We start from the raw sequence: 16,278 nt of genomic DNA on the forward strand, positions 1-16,278 counted from the left end.
GGGCGAGCGGACCGGAGGCCCATAGACTGTAGGCATGCTGAACCCGGTTGACCCCACCACCACACCTGCCTGGAAGCGCCTCACCGATCTTCATGACACCTTCACCCCTGACCTGCGCGCCTGGTTCGCCGACGACCCCGAGCGCGCCGATCGCTTCTCCTATGAGATAGGTGACCTCTTCGTCGACCTGTCCAAGAACCTTCTGACCGACGAGGTCCGCGACGCCCTCGCCCAGTTGGCCGAGGAGGTTGATGTGCCCGGACGGCGCGACGCCATGTACGCCGGGGAGCACATTAATATCACCGAGGACCGGGCCGTCCTGCACACCGCCCTGCGGCGCCCCGCCACCGACACCCTGAAGGTCGACGGCCAGGACGTCATCGCCGACGTCCACGAGGTCCTGGAGAAGATCTACGCCTTCGCCAACCGCGTCCGCTCGGGGGAGTGGACCGGTATCACCGGCAAGCGCATTGAGACAGTGGTCAACATTGGTATTGGCGGCTCCGACCTGGGACCGGTCATGGTCTATGAGGCGCTCAAGCCCTACGTTCAGGAGGGGTTGGCCTGCCGTTTCATCTCCAATATTGATCCCACCGACTGCGCCGAGAAGGTCAAGGACCTCAACCCCGAGACCACTTTGTTCATTATCGCCTCCAAGACTTTCACCACTCTGGAGACTCTCACCAATGCCCGCATGGCCCGCGACTGGTTCTTGGGAGCGTTGAAGGCGCAGGGCGTTTCCACCGAGGGCGCCATCGCCAAGCATTTCGTGGCCGTGTCCACGGCCCTGGACAAGGTCGCCGCCTTCGGTATCGACCCGGACAACGCCTTCGGGTTCTGGAACTGGGTGGGCGGACGCTACTCGGTGGACTCCGCCGTGGGCACCGTGCTGGCTGTGGCCATTGGCCCGGAGAACTTCGCGGAGTTCCTGGCCGGCTTCCACGCCGTCGACGAGCACTTCGCCACTAAGGCGCCGGCCGAGAACGTCCCCATGCTCATGGGCCTGCTCAACGTCTGGTATGTCAACTTCTTCAAGGCCGGCTCCCACGCCATCCTGCCCTACGCCCAGTACCTGCATCGATTCGCCGCCTACCTCCAACAGCTGACCATGGAGTCCAATGGCAAGTCCGTGCGCTGGGACGGCACGCCCGTGACCACGGAGACTGGGGAGGTCTTCTGGGGCGAGCCGGGCACCAACGGTCAGCACGCCTTCTACCAGCTCATCCACCAGGGCACCCAGCTCATCCCCGCGGACTTCATTGCCGTAGCCAACCCCGCCCACCCCATCAAGGACGGGGGAGTGGACGTCCACGAACTATTCCTGTCCAACTACCTGGCGCAGACCGCCGCCCTGGCCTTCGGCAAGACCGTTGCGGAGGTGCGCGCTGAGGGCACACCGGAGGAGATCGTCCCGGCCCGCGTCTTCGCCGGCAACAAGCCGACGACGTCGATTCTCGCCCCCGCCCTGACCCCCTCGGTGGTGGGGCAGCTCATCGCCCTGTACGAGCACATCACCTTCACCCAGGGCATTGTGTGGGGCATTGACTCCTTCGACCAGTGGGGGGTGGAGTTGGGTAAGAAGCTCGCCCTTCAGATCGCGCCCGCCGTCCAGGGCGACGACGCCGCGCTGGAGGCCCAGGACTCCTCGACGCGTCAGCTCATCACCCGCTACCGGGGCCTGCGCAAGTAGGGTCCCGTCCTCACGCGGGATTGTGCCCGGTGGGCGGGGCTGGATGGCCTGGCCCACCGGGTGCACGTGTGAGCAGGAGCGGGCGTGCTCAAGCCGGTGAATTTACGGGCGCCTGCGGGCCGAGGAGCGTCGACGATCCGCGGCTCGCAGAGCGTGGTTGCCCCAGAGCGCCTGGTGCCGCTCACTGAGGCCGAGCGAGTCAGGTACAGCCGCAATATGCTCGTGCCCGGAATCGGGGTGCGCGGGCAGCAGCGCATTCGCGCCGCCAGGGTGCTGGTGGTCGGGGCCGGTGGACTCGGTTCGGCCGCGCTCCTCTACCTGGCTGCCGCCGGGGTGGGGACACTGGGGGTCATTGACAATGACGCCGTTGACGTATCCAACCTGCAGCGGCAGGTCATTCACACCACCGGGAGGGTTGGGACGGCCAAGGTGGACTCGGCGCACCAGGCAATCCGGGCGCTCAACCCGGATGTCAATGTGGTCACCCACCGCAGGCGGCTCACAGCGGCCAATGCCTTACAGGTGCTGGCCGGCTACGACGTCGTCCTGGACGGGAGCGATAACTTCCCGACCCGTTACCTGGTCAATGACGCCTGCGTCATGACCGGGGTGCCCCTTGTGCATGGGGCCGTGCTCCGCTTCGACGGGCAGGTGGGGGTCTTCGATGCGCGCCAGGGCCCCTGCTACCGCTGCCTGCACCCCGAGCCGCCACCGGCCGGCTCGGTGGTCTCCTGCGCCCACGGCGGCGTCCTCGGGGTGCTGCCGGGCCTGGTGGGGACCATGCAGGCCGCAGAGGCACTCAAGCTGATCGTCGGCGGAGCGGAGCCGCTAGTGGGACGCCTACTCCTCATTGATGCCTGGGGTGCTCGTGTGCGCGAGCTGCCCGTGCAACGCAATCCGGAATGCGCCGTGTGCGGGAGCGCGCCGACCATGACCGACCTTGAAGACAATGGGCGGGCCTGCGGCGCCGGCCCGCGGCCGACCAATGAGGAGGAGGCCTGCGGCGCCGGCCCGCGGCCGACCAATGAGGAGGATCAGATGAGGGAGATCAGCGCCGTCCAGTTGCGGGAGCGCCTGGCAGCGGGCGAGCGGCCCGGCGAAGAGTTCACCCTGCTCGATGTGCGCCAGGCCGACGAAATCGCCGAACGCCCCATGCCCGGGGCGCTTCATATCCCGCTGGGAGAGGTTGTCGAGCGCATGGGAGAGCTGGACGCCACCCGCGAGACGGTGGTGGTCTGTGCCGCCGGGGTGCGCTCGGCCAAGGCGATTGAGGCACTCACGGCGGCCGGATACACCGGGGCACTCATAAACCTCGCCGGCGGTGTGCGCGCCTGGTTGGAGACCACCTGAAAGACACCGCCCGTCGTCTTCTCATCGCCATGAGGGAAGATGCCCGACCGGAGCGCCCTGGAGACAACGGTGACCGGGGTCACGACCCATCGATTTCGAGAGCGGGCACCCCATGGGCTAGGGTTCTACTCGTTCCGAGCGGCATTGCGCCGCGAGGAGACGGGCTGTGGCGCAGCTTGGTAGCGCACTTGACTGGGGGTCAAGGGGTCGTGGGTTCAAATCCCGCCAGCCCGACCAATTGCATAGCACTCAAACCCACGTCATGAGAGACCTCTGGCGTGGGTTTTTGGTTGAAAAACGGCTGGTTTTGGGTGGTTTCGGTCGGTTCGGAGCCGTGGAGGCGGGCATGTGCTGCGGTGGCGGGGCTGGGGTTTCCGACTTCGTCGCCACTCCCGACTTCGTCGTCACCCCCGGCCCGGTCGTCACCCTCGGCCTTGTCGTCGCTCCTGTCCCGGTCGCCCGGAGTCTTTGGTCTTGTCGCGCCCTCAGTGCTCTTACTGTCCCCTGCATCCCCTACCCCTCCTGGGCTGCCTGCACCTGCCGCGTTCTCTGTCCCACCCGGACCCACTGCAGCCCCTGTGGTAGAACTCATATCCCATCCCAGGATGTTGTCGAAGGGCGGCATACAGGTGGCTGTGGTGGTGACCTGGCCTGTGTCTTGGTCTGGCACTAGGTACACATGTTCGAAGAAGAGCTGGTTGAGCATGCGGCGGATGGGATGGCCGATGGCATGTCAGATGTCCAGGACTTCGAAGGGGGGAATGGCGAGGGCTGACTCGACGCGTTCAGCCAAGGCGCCATCGACCTGGCCCAAGTGCTCAATGTCGGGGTACACGACCATCGTCTTGTCGCCCGCGACCCAGAAGTCGCGATCCCACGTCTCGGGGTGGGACCAGAGGTTCTCCTGACCTGCGGCCCAGTCGGGCAACTTCCGCTGGATCTTGGTGGCGACAGCCAGCTGGTTCTTGGCGGTCTGGTAGACGGTGTCGATGCGGGTCCCCTCGGGGGCTGGTTGACTGACGCGGACCAGGCGTCGCCCCATGAAGGTGACCCTGTGGTCTACGCCGTCAGTGCGCAGCGCGAGTTCGATCTCCTCGTAGCCCGCGCCCGCTCGTTGGTGCTTCTTCACGTAGTCGCGGAGCGCCTCCGCGACAGCCGCCGACAGCCCACCAGCGATCTCGCTAGCTTCGGTGAACAGGCTCACGTCGTCTTCCGCGACATACACGTTTCTACTGGGCATGATCATAACTATACGCATATTTGTGACGCTCGTCAAGCCCACCCACATACCTGACTCGTGCCACTTTAGTGCCCTGGGAGCTGGACGGCTGTGATGATGTCGGCGGCTTCGGCGGTGATCTGGGGTTGGGCGGTGATGGTGTGCCCGGCGATGGTGACCTCCACGCTCTGCAGCGGCTGGAGCGCGTGGATGATGCGCTTGATGGACATGCCGGTGGTGTCCTGCAGGTGGCGGGCGACGGCCAGGGCGGCCATGACCGTGGTCAGGTGGGCCTCGATGGAGTCACGCTGGTGGTGGAAGACCGGGCGGGCCCGCAGGTCGTGCTTGGGCATGCGCCACGACTGCTCGACGTGCCACAGGGAGCGGTAGGAGGCCACCACCTCGCCCGCTCCCATCCGGGGGGCGGTCATGTTGGTCACGTACCCCTTGAGGCCAGCCCCGGCGCGAGCCCTGGCCAGGGCGGCCTCGTCCAGGGCCAGGTCGCCGCGCGAGCCGGTGACGAACCTGGGGCGGCGGGAGGAGGCGTCCCCGTCGATGACGGCCCTGGCCTTGTTCTCCTGCGCCGTCAAGGTGGCGTTGTCGCGGGCGAACCACTTCGCGCTGTAGTGCCATACGACCCGCCACGAGGTGGGGTCGGCCTCGGGGTCCCAGGCGGGACGGTTCTTGACCTTGGGGGCCCCGTCCTTGGCGTGCTTGACGCCTTTCCTGGGGGTGGTGGTCTCGATCAGATCACCGTCCGAATAGGCGTTGCCGTGGAAGTGGGTGTGCTCGGCCAGGTCGTAGGGCGCCTTGGTGGTCTTGGAGCCTACGACGAAGGAGCAGCCGGCCTCATCCAGGGCGGTGAGGTTGGTGTAGGAGAGTATGCCGGCGTCGGCCACCACCACCAGGTCGCCCGCACTGACGCCGTGGGCGTCGAGGAACTGTTTGACCATGGGGACGATCGTCTTGGTCTCGGCGTGGTTGCCTTCCCAGCACCCCACCTGGAGGGGGAAGCCGGTGCGGTCCACGAGCATCCCGACCGTGATCTGGGGGTCGACGCGGCGTTCTTTGGAGAAGCCGACCCTCCTGAGGTCGTCCTCCTTCTCGGCCTCGAAGTACAGGGTCGTGACGTCGCACATGAGGAGGCTGAGGTCGCCGTGGGCGGCCACCCGGGCGTGCAGGGCCGCCTGGATGCTGGTGCACCAGTCGCGCTGCGCGCAGCGGGCCAGGGACCGGAACAAGGTCCTCAGGGCGACGGGAGGGATGCCCAGGGAGGCGATGACCCTGACGGTGTCGGCCTTGCTGGTGGGCTCCACCAGACGCGCCAGCGCCATCTGCTTGAACGCCTCGTCCCCGCCCACGGCGTCGTCAAGGCCCAGGGTGGTCCAGGCGTGGGTCAACACGTCCCACAGCAGGTCGCAGCGCCTGGCGCCAACCACAGCCACAGGGGCGCTAGCGGGCCCTGCCACCAGCCTGTCCAGGTCCAAGGCCGACCTCCATCAGGGCGGCGAGCTCGGCCTCGTCGTCGGCTGAGCCCAGGTGCTCCAGGATCGTGCGCCTGTCGTCCTTCTTGTCCACGAGCTGCACGGCGGTGGCGCCCGAGGCAGTACGCACTTTGCGCAGGTAGGGCCTCACCCACCCCACACTACCCACCGCCTTAGTGCCCCAGAGCCCGTTACCTTGTTAGTGGTCGCAGGGAAGAGCCTTGCGGCTGGGCCAGCGGCTGCCGGCATGATGTCTTGCCCCTGTCTATCGAATGATCCGGGGGGCGAAAGTCACTGGCCGCCGTGGGGCGAACTGGTGATCGCTGATAAGGGGAACGACCCACCACCGCGTGAGGTCTTTCGCAGGCGTGGGTGCGGGGCCAGTCGCCAAGGGCTGGCCCCACACGCGCGAAGCGAGGGAGCGTGTCATGCAGGTAGACGACATCGACGTCTTCATCGGTATCGACGTTGGAAAGAGCGATCACTGGGCCACTGCCCTGACCACGGCGGGCAAGCGCCTGTACGACAGGCCATTGCCCAACGATGAGAAGTGACTGCGTGAGCTATACGACAAGCTCTCCCGCCACGGGCTCGTGCTGGTCGTGGTTGACCAGCCAGCCACCATCGGAGCCCTAGCGGTCGCTGTAGCCCAGGACATGGGGATCACCGTGGGCTACCTGCCGGGCCTGTCGATGAGGCGCATCGCCGATCTGGCGCCCGGCAATGCCAAGACAGACCGACGCGACGCGGCGGTGATCGCCCAGGCCGCCCGCACCATGCCGCACACACTGCGGTCGGTCACCACCAGCGACCAGGACTCGGCCGCGCTGAGCATGCTGACCGGCTTCGACTTGGATCTGGCCCGCCAGGTCAACCAGGCCTCCAACCGCATCCGGGGCCTGTACACCCAGGTCCACCCCGCCCTCAAGACCGTCCTAGGTCCACGGCTGGAACACGACAGTGTGCTTGAGGTGATCGCCGCCTGGCCTACGCCCGCCGCCCTGCGCAAGGCTGGGCGGGCGCGCATCGATGCCAAGCTCAAGGCCCACGGCGCCCGCCGCCACGCAGCCTGGGCCCAGGCCATCATCGACGCGCTCGCCAGGCAGACGGTTGTTGTCGCCGGCACCGACGCCGCTGGCGTCGTCCTGCCGCACCTGGCGCGCCAGCTCATCGCCCTGCACACCCAGAGGGCCGACATCGCCGCCCAGGTGGAGGCCCTGGCGGGTGGCCCACCCTCTCTTGCCCGGTCCTGACCACCCATGCCCGGCATCGGGGTCCCGGCCGCCGCTGTCTTTCTGGCCGAGACCCTGGGCAAGACCTTCGCCACGGGCGCGCACCTGGCCTCCCACATCCGGCCTGGCACCCGTCACGAGACGCTCGGGATCCTCCATCCGCGGTGAGCATGCCAGCCATGGCGGCAACAAGAGACTCAAACGGGCCATGTTCCTCTCAGCCTTCGCCGCCCTGCGCACCGACCCCGCCTCAAGGACCTACTACGAACGCAAGAGAGCCCAGGGCAAACGCCCGGGCCAAGCCATCCTCGCCCTGGCCCACAGACGCATCCTCACCCTGCACGCCATGATCCGAAACGGCACCCTCTACAACCCACAACCAGCCCAACCACTAGCCACCGCCGCTTGACACACCACATAGGGGCACCACCCCGCCACTCGCGCCGTTCCAACGAAAACCCCGCACCGATCACCGAGAACCCGAAAAGTGGCACGAGTCACGTCAGACGGCGGTTGATACGCCAAGGGGCGGAGCCAGTGGGCTTGACGGCGCTGTCTGAGGGTGTGGTGGCACCTGATGACCTGGCGGCACTGGGCTTGGCCCGACCTGCCGCTTCGGCGTCACCGGGTGCCGACCGGCGGGTAGGCCCGACAGTGGGGTCTTCCTCGGGTGGCGCTCCTTCGTTGCCAGTCATCCGCTGTTCCGCCTGCTGGAGCTGCCGGACCTCCTCCGACGCATGCTGCATCACGTAGCGCCAACACTCGTCCCAGAGGTTTGAGTGGGATAGGGCTGGGCCGACAGTAAAAGCCCTGGTGAGAAGGTATTTCTCACCAGGGTTTTCTCGTGTCCGAGGGTGGTCCCCCTCTGGTCCCCCCAGCGAGGCGAGCTGGCCGAACGCAAGGCGCCGCTGCACCACGCCGCGGCTGGCCTGTGGATAAGGGGACCAGAACCCCGTTCCGAGCGGGTTCAGCGCCGAAGGCCGGGCACGATCCGCGGCACGCCAGGGTGGTCACAGCCCGCGCCCCTGCCGCTGCCGAGGCGCTTTGGACTTGGCTGCTCCGAACGCGGCTCCGCTCAGGAAGGCGTTGGCCTGTTCTGCGGCCGACGCCAGGTGCCGGTCGTCGGGGTGCAGGTAGCCGCGCGTCGTCTCGATCGAGGCGTGCCCGAGGATTTCTTGGAGCACATGCAGGGGAACGCCCGCATCGGCGAGCCAGGTCGCGCCCGTGTGCCGGAGGCCGTGCCGAGTCAGGTTGGGAAGCCCGAGGTCGATCACGAGCTGATCCCAGTTCGTCGCATCCCGAACGGTCGCGGTGGTCAGCACGCCGCCTCTCGGCCCGGTCAGCAGTTGGTCCTCCGGCTGCTTGCCTTCGGTGAGATGTTCTAGCACGGGACGCAGCGGGTTCAGGATCGGCACTCGGCGCTCCTTGCGGTTCTTGGTGGGCTTGGTGATGAGCCCGCCCTTTCCGGGGAATATCTGCCAGCGGATCACGACAAGGTTCTTGTCGAACTGCACGTCCCTCACTTGCAGCCCGGACACCTCCGAGCTGCGAGCGGCCAGGAGTGCGGCGAGCATCACGAAGTCCGAGTAGGACTGGTGCACCTGCCCGCACGCATCGGCGGAGGGCGTCAGGAGACGATCGACTACCTGCGGCATGATCGGCACATCGGTGGTGCGCACGATCTCGGCCAATGCAGTGTCGCGCGCGGTGTGTTCAAGCGGTGTCATAGCCGGAAAGGTGGACGGTCGCTAAAGCGACCTCCAACAGCCCCCACGCAGTCGAGTAGCTGCCGAAGAGGAGGCCGCCGGTGCCCGTGGCTACACCGTTGGCGATCATGAAGACGCCGATGCCGATCAGTCCGATGCCGATCAGGAGCAGCGGTACGGCAAGAATCCATCGGTTCCAGCGGCGCACACTCGGTATCAAGGGCAGGAGTGTGATCGTCAGGATCAGGATGCCAACGGCGGCGTTGCCCCATTGAGCCAGTGAGATTTGTCTGGCGTTCGCATACAGAGCGCGTTCTGCGTCGCTGACTTCCGGCCCACCGTGGATGCCAAGGCGACCCTCGACGGCGTACTGCGCTTTCGCGGCAGCATAGAGGACAGCAAGGATGGCAGCAGCCACGATCAGAGCGACGCGCACGGAGTTTCGTCTCATCTTCCAGTTCCTCCGTGGCTGTTGCGGAGGACGCCCGCGATCCCTTTGAGCCAGGATCGACGGATCATGCCGCTACCGGCTCGGATGAGAAGCCAGTACACACCGAAGGCGCGAGCAGAGAGCCCGCTGGTGGCGTAACATCGCGTCTCCGTAGACAGCAAGCCGTCGCGGTAGAGGAAGTTCATCGCCACCTTCACCGTGTCCGGCGGGGAGGTATCCCTGAATCCCGTGATGGGATCGCTCTCGAAGTCCAGGACGCTGGGATCATGCCGAGCGCGGAGGAAACCGACGTAGACCAGTTCGTCGCTGTCGCGGTGCGCGAGCACATAGGGGCCGTGGTCGAAGAAGTCGAGCACCCGCCCGCCTCGTTCTTCGGGCACTTTTCCAAGTGAAGCGATGGTCATGATCCGGCGGAACAGAGGCACATCGTTCCAGGTCAGTGCGTCCACCGCGTCGATCACTTGATCCGCAGCGGCGTAGGTCTTGATGCTGTGGTACTCGCTCCACTCCCAGGCGGGGAGTGCGCGATCGAGCATGGTGCCTGCGCGCCCCCGAGTCATTGTTCTGTCTCCGTGCTCGGTGCGAGCACTCGTGCGACAGCCCGAGTGAATCGGCCCCAGGTGTCCTCGGGCAGCGCCTCGGAGATACGGTCGAGCAGCAAGAGAGGCGCGAGATTCAGCACGGCAAGCACAACGGCGGCATCCGGGTCTACATCCGGCCTGAGCGAAGCAGCTCGTTCGACTGCCGCGCGGAACAGCGCACGCGACGGCTCGGGGTCGTCCGTCAGGACGCGGCCCAGGTAGCGGATGTCTGCGGATCGCTTCGCCAGCGCCTCGACCGCCCCGGAGGGATCCGTGCGGGCGAGTTCGTCGGCGCGTTCGAGCACCACCGTCGTGCAGCGATCCGCGAGCGCCTGTTTCGAGCCGAAGTGATGGACGATCAATGCCTGGCTCGTGCCTGCTTCGCGCGCGATCACCTGCATGCTCGTGCCCGCGACCCCGCGCTCACCAAAACATGCGATCGCGGCTTCGATGATCCGCTCTGCCCCGGGTGCGTTGATGCTCATGCGATGAGACTAACTGTTTATTCAGTCAGCGTCTAGAACTGTACCATCGCACGTCTTTCAGACGAGGTCCGCGCCGCCCGGCGGGCGGCGCCGTAGGCGGGTTCTGGCGCTCACCTCCCAGCCAGGAGGGAGGCCCGGTCGTGACGGTTTCGATGCGCGTGATGAGTGCGGGCGATGGCTACAAGTACCTTCTGAAATCCATCGCAGCCGGCGACGGTGACCGCTCCCTTTCGACCCCGCTTACGAGGTACTACGCCGAGGCGGGGAACCCGCCAGGCTTCTGGCTTGGACAGGGCCTCGCGTCGCTGGGGCACGGCGAGCTGGCCGGTGGCTCGCAGGTGTCCGAGGCGCAGCTACAGCTCTTGATCGGCATGGGGCATGACCCCATCACCGGGGAGGCTCTGGGGCGTCCCTATCAGCAGTTCGCCAGTGTCGTCGAGCGGATTGAGCAGCGCGTGAACGCGCTCGACCCGGAGCTGGGGCCGGCGGCGCGAGCGCGAGAGGTCGCTACGATCGAGGCTGAGGAAGCCGAGCGCGGCACCCGCCGCGCGGTGGCCGACTACGACTTCACGTTCAGCGTCCCCAAGTCCGTCTCCGCAATCTGGGTGGTTGCAGACGCGGGCACGCAATCGCTGATCGCTGACGCGCATCACGCAGTGGTTGCAGAGCTGGTTGCGTTCCTCGAACGGGAGGTTGCAGCAACCCGCGTGGGCGCAACCGGCCCGGACGGCGCGGTTGCGCACGTCGATGTCACCGGCGTCTCAGCGGCAGCGTTCGACCACTACGACTCACGCTCAGGCGACCCGCAGTTGCACACCCATGTAGTGATAAGCAACAAGGTTCTGACCGCGCAAGACGGGCGCTGGCGCACCCTCGCAGGGCGCCCGATGCACGCCGCGGTCGTCGCCATATCCGAGCTATACAACGCGGCTCTGGCCGATCGACTGACCGGCACCTTGGGCGTCGGATGGGAAGCACGGGAGCGGGGCCGCGACCGCAACCCAGCGTGGGAAATCGAAGGCGTACCCGACGAGCTGGTGACCGAGTTCTCCACTCGCTCGCAGCATATCGAGGTCGAGAAGGAACGACTGATCGCCGAGTACGTCGCCAGGCATGGCCGGCAGCCCTCGGCGCGAATGGTGCTGAAACTGCGCGCCCAAGAGACGCTCGCCCCTCGACCGGAGAAGCAGATCAAGTCGCTGGCGGACCTCACCCGCGACTGGCGCGAGCGCGCAACCCGGCTGCTCGGCACGGATGCGACCGGCTGGGCGCGCGCCTTGCTCCGCGGCGAGGCACCGCGACGGATGCTGCGCGCCGACGACGTGCCGCTGGACGTGGTGCACGAAGTCGGGCAGGCCGTGATGGAGACGGTTGCGGAGAAGCGCACGACCTGGACTCGCTGGAATCTGCACTCCGAAGCCAGCCGGCAGTTGATGGGCTGGCGGTTCGTCAGCCTCCAAGATCGTGAAGCGATCACCGGGCTCATCGCGGACACAGCCGAGCGTGTATCGCTGCGGCTGACGCCACCGGAGGCGGCGTCGAGCCCGTTGCAGTTCCGACGCGCCAATGGCACCTCGCGCTTCCGGCCGCACGCCTCGGTCCTGTTCTCATCCGAAGCTCCGCTCGCGGCCGAAGACCGCCTTCTTGATCGAGCCGCAGACCGGACGGGGCCGGTACGCGCCGACGAACATCATCCTGATCCGCACCCACGGTCGTCGTGGGATCGGCTGGATCACGCTTGCTGGTGGCCTCGCGGCACTCTGCTTCTACGCTGCCGCGATCTGCACGGTGCTGCTGAGCCGCGATGGCCCCGGCTGGCTCAACCTTCTCGTCCTCTTGTTCATATGGGACGGGTTCAAGATGCTCAGGATCGACCCCGTGACGCTCATGCTGCGCCGGTACATTCGCACCGAGCCCGAACCCGAGTGCGAGCTGGAACCCGAGCCCGACGCGGAGGCCGAGGCGGAGCCGGCCAGCGGTGCCGAGGGGGACGGGGATGGGTACGCGTGAGCACGTGGTGGCCTCGGCGCTGAGGCTGATGCCGGGCGCGGCCCGGGGCCGTTAGGGGTGCTGAGGCCCTCCTGTGAGCAGGCCGAGGGCGTCCAGGTCGAGGCGGCTGGCCAGGAGGTCGACGGAGTCCAGGGTCAGGTTGCGCTCGCCGCGCTCGATGCCCGCCAGGTAGCGGGCCGTCACCCCCAGATGCTCGGCGAGGGCCTCCTGCGTCAGGGCGCGGCGGTGCCGCTCGGCGCGCAGGTTGGCGCCCAGGCGCTTCCTCAGGGGCTCTGACACACCCCCATCGTCAGTGCCGGAAGCCACTGCTTCCAGGTACTCATCAGTTCCACAGGAACCGATGACTTCTACTAAGATCGGCTCGGACTCCAACAGAAACGAGAGGCAGCCCCATGCCCACGAAGTTCCCACGCAGAACAGCCGTCATCGTGATGGCAGCCCTCCCTGCCGTGCTCGCCCTGAGCGCGTGCGGCAGCAGCAGCCCGATGGACCAGTACGCCGGGACGTACACTGGCTCGTCGGGCAGAACGACACTCCTGCTCAACAAGGATGGAAGTGCCTTCTACTCAGAGAGTCGCACCGCGAAGTACGAGCCGGATAAGCGTGGTTCGGCGAAGTGGAAGATTGAGAAGAACAGGCTCATCGTCTACGACAACGAGGCCCTCGGCTACGACATCTACGCCGAGCTGAGAGGCAATGAGAAGGGCAATGAGGACTCCCTGCTGTTCCAGTCCAACAACAATAGGTGGAACGACGAGGTCTATACGCGGGGCAGTAAGAGTGGCCTTGGCGGCACAGTTGGACAATGTCGACGCAGTCGTGTGCGCAAGACTGTTGGGCTTTCCGCCGCGGCGCAGCCACTCCTTGACCTGTCGGGGATCGTGTCGATCAAGTCATGGTGAGCGAGCGCAGAGGTGAGGCAGACCGTCGCGTCGGGTCGGCGGGTCGCGGCCTCGACCAGGCTCCAGTCCGTGGCCGGCGCGTCTCTGGGGAGGTAGATTCCGCGCGCGATACGGGTGAAGTCGCCAGCATCGGCTGCCCGGTAAAGGCCAGCGCGCGACCCAGAAGCGGTCAAGTCCCTTTACGGGAAGGATCATGACAATCATCCGCTGACGATCCGTGACGCCGATCGCGGTCTTCTCACTCTCAAGCGGGCCCGTCGACCAGGGGCTCGGCAAGGTTGTTGGCCTGGGGGATGGCTTGCGGTGATGTGCTTGATATGACTCGCCAGGGTGTCAGCAAGCACTTCCACGCTGCGTGGGGAGCTACATGGGGTCTGATGGCACGTGCAGGTGCCGGTGGTCGGCCGGGATCGCGGGGCCCTCAGGTCCGCCCAGGCGTTGCCCGGCCCGCTACCGCGGGGACGAGACGGCTGGACTGACCCAGCGCAGGTCGGGGAACCGGGCGAAGTCGCTGTCGAAGGAGCACAGGGAGGTGCCGTACTCGATGGCCAGCGCTGCCAGATGCGCGTCGGTCACGAGGTTGCCGCGCAGGTCGCCGTCGACCAGGAGACGAGCGAGGACCTGTGCGTGACGGGCTCCGGGAACGGGGACCCAGGCCTGCTCGGCCTGAAGCCAGTCACTGATGAAGCTCCAGGCCTCTGCCGGCGTCAGGGGACTGGTCGTCACGCGGGGGTGGGTGATGATGCGTTGGAACGCCAGGAGCGAGGCCCAGGGCAGTCCGACGCGTTCCGCGCCGTTCAGTGCATCGGTCAGCCACGCTCGTGCCGCGTCGTGGAAGGAGGAGCGGTCGTCAACGGCGTAGAGCAGGACATTGGCGTCAACGATCATGAGTGGCCCGGGTGCCGTCCTGGTCCAGCAGGTCGAGAACGTCGGCGACGTCGGTCACGTCCACCTTGAGTCCGACGTGCGCCGTCCGCTGGCGAAAGCGGGTGGGTGCAGGCTTACGGGCCAGACCCGCCCTGGCGAGCTCGTTGACGGCCTCGCCGAGCCCCACCTGTCGCTCACGCCGCAGCTGCTCCGCGGCCGCGGCGACCTCCGGGTCCAGCCTCACGGTAGTTCTCATGGAACCAGGCTAGCATCTGTGGTGCACGCCGAGGCGCATCACAGATGCGACACGAGCACCCGGGATATCCCGTGGAGTGCAGTCGGAGCGCTGTGGAGTCAGGGGGTCATGCGCGGAGGTCTAACCGTGTTTGCGGTAACCCGCCCCAGGCCGCCCGTCCCTGGTTGGAGCGGCATCCGGGACCTCGCCGAGGCGTTTCGGTCGCGGGCCGCCGTCAGGGGTCAGGCGGCTTTGATGACGTCGAGGACGTCCTGCCCCGTCGTCACCACCTGCGCGCCGTCCAGGAGCTCAGGCGGTAGATGGCGGCGCTGACCGTCCTCGAACCCGAACGCGAACACCTCGAACGACATACGGTGAGACTACCGGCTGCTCATCGGAGGCGGCCCGGCTGGCCGTTGCGCCCTCCCGGCCCAGTGGGGCTCAGTGGGAGGGCGTGTACCCGGTGCGATCGGCCTCGGTAATCCTCCTCAGCACCCGCGCGGGATTGCCGGCGGCCACAGTGCGCGGGGGCACGTCGTGGGTCACGACGCTCCCCGCGCCGATGACCGCCCCATCGCCGATGGTCACCCCCGGCAGCACGGAGGCGCCCGCACCGATCCACACGGCGTTCCCAATCGTGATCGGGCGGGCGAAACAGCCCCCGGCTATGCGCTCGGCGGCGTCGAGGGCGTGTCCGGCGGTGTAGAGGCCGACCTTCGGGGCGAGCAGCACGTCGTCGCCGATCGTGATGGGTGCGCAGTCGAGCATCACGCAGTCGAAGTTCGCGAAGAACCGCTCACCCAGTCGGATATTGGAACCGAACTCGCAGCGGAAGGTCGGTTCGAGACTCGCCCCCGTCCCGGCACTGCCCACAACCTCCCGCAGCAGGGCCTCGCGCTCCTGCCGAGGCCGGCCGTAGGAGGCGTTGTAGGCGTTCGTGGCCAGGACGGCGCGGGTGCGAGCGGCGATGAGCTCAGGGGTCAGGTCGTCATACATTGCGCCGGTGGCCATATGGGCGAACTGCTCGTGAAGCGAAGCGGTCATCGCGCCATTTTGCACCACTCACGACGATGCGCGGCCCGCAAGCGTCACGGAACAGGTGCGCCCACCGGTCGCGCTGACACGGGGTTAATCGGGACAATGGGCGGGCGCCCTGACTCGGTTAATCCCCAACGCAGGGCACGGACACGAAAGGGGCCTCAACCCATGACCCGCAGCTACCCCTTCGCCCAGGTCAACGTATTCTCCTCCGAGCCCTACCTCGGCAACCCCCTGGCCGTGATCCACGACGCCGATGACCTGACCGTCGAGCAGATGCAGCGCATCGCCCGCTGGACGAACCTGTCTGAGACAGTGTTCCTCCTGGCCCCCACCGCCCCCGGGGCGGACTACCGGGTGCGAATCTTCACCCCCGGTGGGGAGCTGCCCTTCGCCGGCCACCCCACCCTCGGCTCAGCACATGCCTGGACCGAGCACGGGGGTGCGCCCCGCGACCCCGCCGTCATCGTCCAGGAGTGCGGCGCCGGCCTGGTGGACGTGCGCCGTGACGGCGGCCTGCTCTCCTTCGCCGCACCGCCCACCATCCGTTCTGGCGGCCTCGACGAGGACTACCTGACCAGGATCGTTGCGGCATTCGGTATCAACCGCTCCCAGGTGCTCGCCCACCAATGGGTCGACAATGGCCCCGGTTGGGCCGTGGTGCGCCTGGCCACCGCCCAAGAGGTTCTTGATCTTGACCCCGACCTCTCCTTGATCCCCGACGCCATGGTCGGAGCCCTCGCGCCGCACCCCGGGGGCTCCGAGTACGCCTATGAACTGCGCACCTTCGCCCCCGCCGTCGGAGTCGATGAGGACCCGGTCTGCGGGTCCATGAACGCCTCGGTCGGCCAGTGGCTGGCTCGCACCGGCGAGGCCGGGACCGGCTATCGGGTCTCCCAGGGGCGCAGGCTGGGCAGGGCCGGGGACATCACCGTCACCGTGGACGCCGAGGGCGCCGTGTGGGTTGGCGGCGCCACCCAAACCCTGTTCCGGGGCACTGCACTCACAGCACTGACCTGACGTGTGCG

At 67.1% G+C, this 16,278-nt stretch carries 15 protein-coding genes, 1 tRNA gene and 2 pseudogenes; 7 read left to right on the top strand and 11 right to left on the bottom strand.

From position 1 onward, the window contains the following. The first annotated feature begins 34 nt into the window (after window positions 1–34). The 3 genes from pgi (at window position 35) to EUC46_RS00850 (ending at window position 3,277) form a co-directional block, all read left to right on the top strand. The gene (pgi, locus tag EUC46_RS00840) at window positions 35–1,690 is read left to right on the top strand and encodes a glucose-6-phosphate isomerase (protein WP_128772296.1); all 1,656 of its coding nucleotides are present in this window, start codon (window positions 35–37) and stop codon (window positions 1,688–1,690) included. A gap of 84 nt (window positions 1,691–1,774) precedes the next feature. Beyond that, a complete protein-coding gene (gene moeB / locus EUC46_RS00845) occupies window positions 1,775–3,040 on the top strand; it encodes a molybdopterin-synthase adenylyltransferase MoeB (protein WP_241655306.1) in 1,266 nt (421 codons plus the stop codon). 160 nt (window positions 3,041–3,200) lie between these two features. Then, window positions 3,201–3,277 (top strand) — tRNA-Pro (locus EUC46_RS00850). A gap of 496 nt (window positions 3,278–3,773) precedes the next feature. On the opposite strand, the gene EUC46_RS00855 is transcribed toward EUC46_RS00850, so the two are convergent. After that, window positions 3,774–4,280, bottom strand: a complete 507-nt coding sequence (locus tag EUC46_RS00855) for an EXLDI protein (RefSeq protein ID WP_229118607.1) — start codon at window positions 4,278–4,280, stop codon at window positions 3,774–3,776. 65 nt (window positions 4,281–4,345) lie between these two features. Then, a pseudogene (locus EUC46_RS00860) lies at window positions 4,346–5,894 on the bottom strand (IS1634 family transposase). 277 nt (window positions 5,895–6,171) lie between these two features. Here EUC46_RS00860 and EUC46_RS00865 point away from each other — a divergent pair. Then, window positions 6,172–7,384, top strand: a pseudogene (locus EUC46_RS00865) (IS110 family RNA-guided transposase). Between the two features lie 601 nt (window positions 7,385–7,985). Here the strand turns inward: EUC46_RS00865 and EUC46_RS00870 are convergent. Genes EUC46_RS00870 through EUC46_RS00885 form a run of 4 tightly spaced genes read right to left on the bottom strand, consistent with a single transcriptional unit; the run spans window position 7,986 to window position 10,198 of the window. Then, window positions 7,986–8,702 (bottom strand): tyrosine-type recombinase/integrase, encoded by a 717-nt coding sequence (locus tag EUC46_RS00870; RefSeq protein ID WP_206645847.1) that lies wholly within the window; start codon window positions 8,700–8,702, stop codon window positions 7,986–7,988. Next, window positions 8,689–9,132 (bottom strand): hypothetical protein, encoded by a 444-nt coding sequence (locus tag EUC46_RS00875; protein WP_128772297.1) that lies wholly within the window; start codon window positions 9,130–9,132, stop codon window positions 8,689–8,691. The genes EUC46_RS00870 and EUC46_RS00875 overlap by 14 nt, the downstream gene beginning before the upstream one ends. Beyond that, window positions 9,129–9,668, bottom strand: a complete 540-nt coding sequence (locus EUC46_RS00880) for a hypothetical protein (RefSeq protein ID WP_128772298.1) — start codon at window positions 9,666–9,668, stop codon at window positions 9,129–9,131. The genes EUC46_RS00875 and EUC46_RS00880 overlap by 4 nt, the downstream gene beginning before the upstream one ends. A gap of 20 nt (window positions 9,669–9,688) precedes the next feature. Continuing rightward, a complete protein-coding gene (locus tag EUC46_RS00885) occupies window positions 9,689–10,198 on the bottom strand; it encodes a TetR/AcrR family transcriptional regulator (protein ID WP_128772299.1) in 510 nt (169 codons plus the stop codon). Between the two features lie 140 nt (window positions 10,199–10,338). Here EUC46_RS00885 and mobF point away from each other — a divergent pair, with 140 nt between their 5' ends. Next, window positions 10,339–12,231: a MobF family relaxase gene (gene mobF / locus EUC46_RS12825; protein ID WP_241655309.1), complete on the top strand. Its 1,893-nt coding sequence runs from the start codon at window positions 10,339–10,341 to the stop codon at window positions 12,229–12,231. Between the two features lie 28 nt (window positions 12,232–12,259). On the opposite strand, the gene EUC46_RS00895 is transcribed toward mobF, so the two are convergent. Beyond that, entirely contained in the window at window positions 12,260–12,487 is a 228-nt protein-coding gene (locus EUC46_RS00895) for a helix-turn-helix domain-containing protein (protein ID WP_128772300.1), read from the bottom strand. Window positions 12,488–12,600: 113 nt separating this feature from the next. On the opposite strand from EUC46_RS00895, the gene EUC46_RS12470 reads away from it, so the two are divergent. Further along, entirely contained in the window at window positions 12,601–13,110 is a 510-nt protein-coding gene (locus EUC46_RS12470; RefSeq protein ID WP_164918716.1) for a hypothetical protein, read from the top strand. Between the two features lie 450 nt (window positions 13,111–13,560). Here the strand turns inward: EUC46_RS12470 and EUC46_RS00905 are convergent, their stop codons facing one another. From EUC46_RS00905 to EUC46_RS13220, 4 genes are all read right to left on the bottom strand, one after another. Continuing rightward, window positions 13,561–13,998, bottom strand: a complete 438-nt coding sequence (locus tag EUC46_RS00905) for a type II toxin-antitoxin system VapC family toxin (RefSeq protein ID WP_128772301.1) — start codon at window positions 13,996–13,998, stop codon at window positions 13,561–13,563. Further along, the gene (locus EUC46_RS00910) at window positions 13,988–14,233 is read right to left on the bottom strand and encodes a CopG family transcriptional regulator (protein ID WP_128772302.1); all 246 of its coding nucleotides are present in this window, start codon (window positions 14,231–14,233) and stop codon (window positions 13,988–13,990) included. Before EUC46_RS00910 ends, EUC46_RS00905 begins: the two co-directional genes overlap by 11 nt. Before the next feature lie 221 nt (window positions 14,234–14,454). Next, on the bottom strand, window positions 14,455–14,583 hold the full coding sequence (locus EUC46_RS13215; RefSeq protein ID WP_277750456.1) for a hypothetical protein: 129 nt from the start codon (window positions 14,581–14,583) through the stop codon (window positions 14,455–14,457). A 70-nt stretch (window positions 14,584–14,653) separates the two neighbouring features. Further along, on the bottom strand, window positions 14,654–15,256 hold the full coding sequence (locus EUC46_RS13220; RefSeq protein ID WP_277750457.1) for a sugar O-acetyltransferase: 603 nt from the start codon (window positions 15,254–15,256) through the stop codon (window positions 14,654–14,656). Window positions 15,257–15,418: 162 nt separating this feature from the next. Here EUC46_RS13220 and EUC46_RS00920 point away from each other — a divergent pair, with 162 nt between their 5' ends. Then, window positions 15,419–16,270, top strand: a complete 852-nt coding sequence (locus EUC46_RS00920) for a PhzF family phenazine biosynthesis protein (RefSeq protein WP_128772303.1) — start codon at window positions 15,419–15,421, stop codon at window positions 16,268–16,270. Window positions 16,271–16,278: the final 8 nt, after the last annotated feature.

The organism is Actinomyces oricola (genome assembly GCF_004104015.1).
Classification (GTDB): domain Bacteria; phylum Actinomycetota; class Actinomycetes; order Actinomycetales; family Actinomycetaceae; genus Actinomyces; species Actinomyces oricola.

Coding starts and splice junctions, on each gene's coding strand:
- EUC46_RS00905 (WP_128772301.1), bottom strand. CDS start 13,998: ATGATCGTTGACGCCAATGTCCTGCTCTACGCCGTTGACGACCGCTCC.
- EUC46_RS00875 (WP_128772297.1), bottom strand. CDS start 9,132: ATGAGACGAAACTCCGTGCGCGTCGCTCTGATCGTGGCTGCTGCCATC.
- EUC46_RS12470 (WP_164918716.1), top strand. CDS start 12,601: ATGCCCACGAAGTTCCCACGCAGAACAGCCGTCATCGTGATGGCAGCC.
- EUC46_RS00855 (WP_229118607.1), bottom strand. CDS start 4,280: ATGCCCAGTAGAAACGTGTATGTCGCGGAAGACGACGTGAGCCTGTTC.
- EUC46_RS00880 (WP_128772298.1), bottom strand. CDS start 9,668: ATGCTCGATCGCGCACTCCCCGCCTGGGAGTGGAGCGAGTACCACAGC.
- EUC46_RS00920 (WP_128772303.1), top strand. CDS start 15,419: ATGACCCGCAGCTACCCCTTCGCCCAGGTCAACGTATTCTCCTCCGAG.
- EUC46_RS00870 (WP_206645847.1), bottom strand. CDS start 8,702: ATGACACCGCTTGAACACACCGCGCGCGACACTGCATTGGCCGAGATC.
- pgi (WP_128772296.1), top strand. CDS start 35: ATGCTGAACCCGGTTGACCCCACCACCACACCTGCCTGGAAGCGCCTC.
- EUC46_RS00885 (WP_128772299.1), bottom strand. CDS start 10,198: ATGAGCATCAACGCACCCGGGGCAGAGCGGATCATCGAAGCCGCGATC.
- EUC46_RS00910 (WP_128772302.1), bottom strand. CDS start 14,233: ATGAGAACTACCGTGAGGCTGGACCCGGAGGTCGCCGCGGCCGCGGAG.
- EUC46_RS13215 (WP_277750456.1), bottom strand. CDS start 14,583: ATGTCGTTCGAGGTGTTCGCGTTCGGGTTCGAGGACGGTCAGCGCCGC.
- EUC46_RS13220 (WP_277750457.1), bottom strand. CDS start 15,256: ATGACCGCTTCGCTTCACGAGCAGTTCGCCCATATGGCCACCGGCGCA.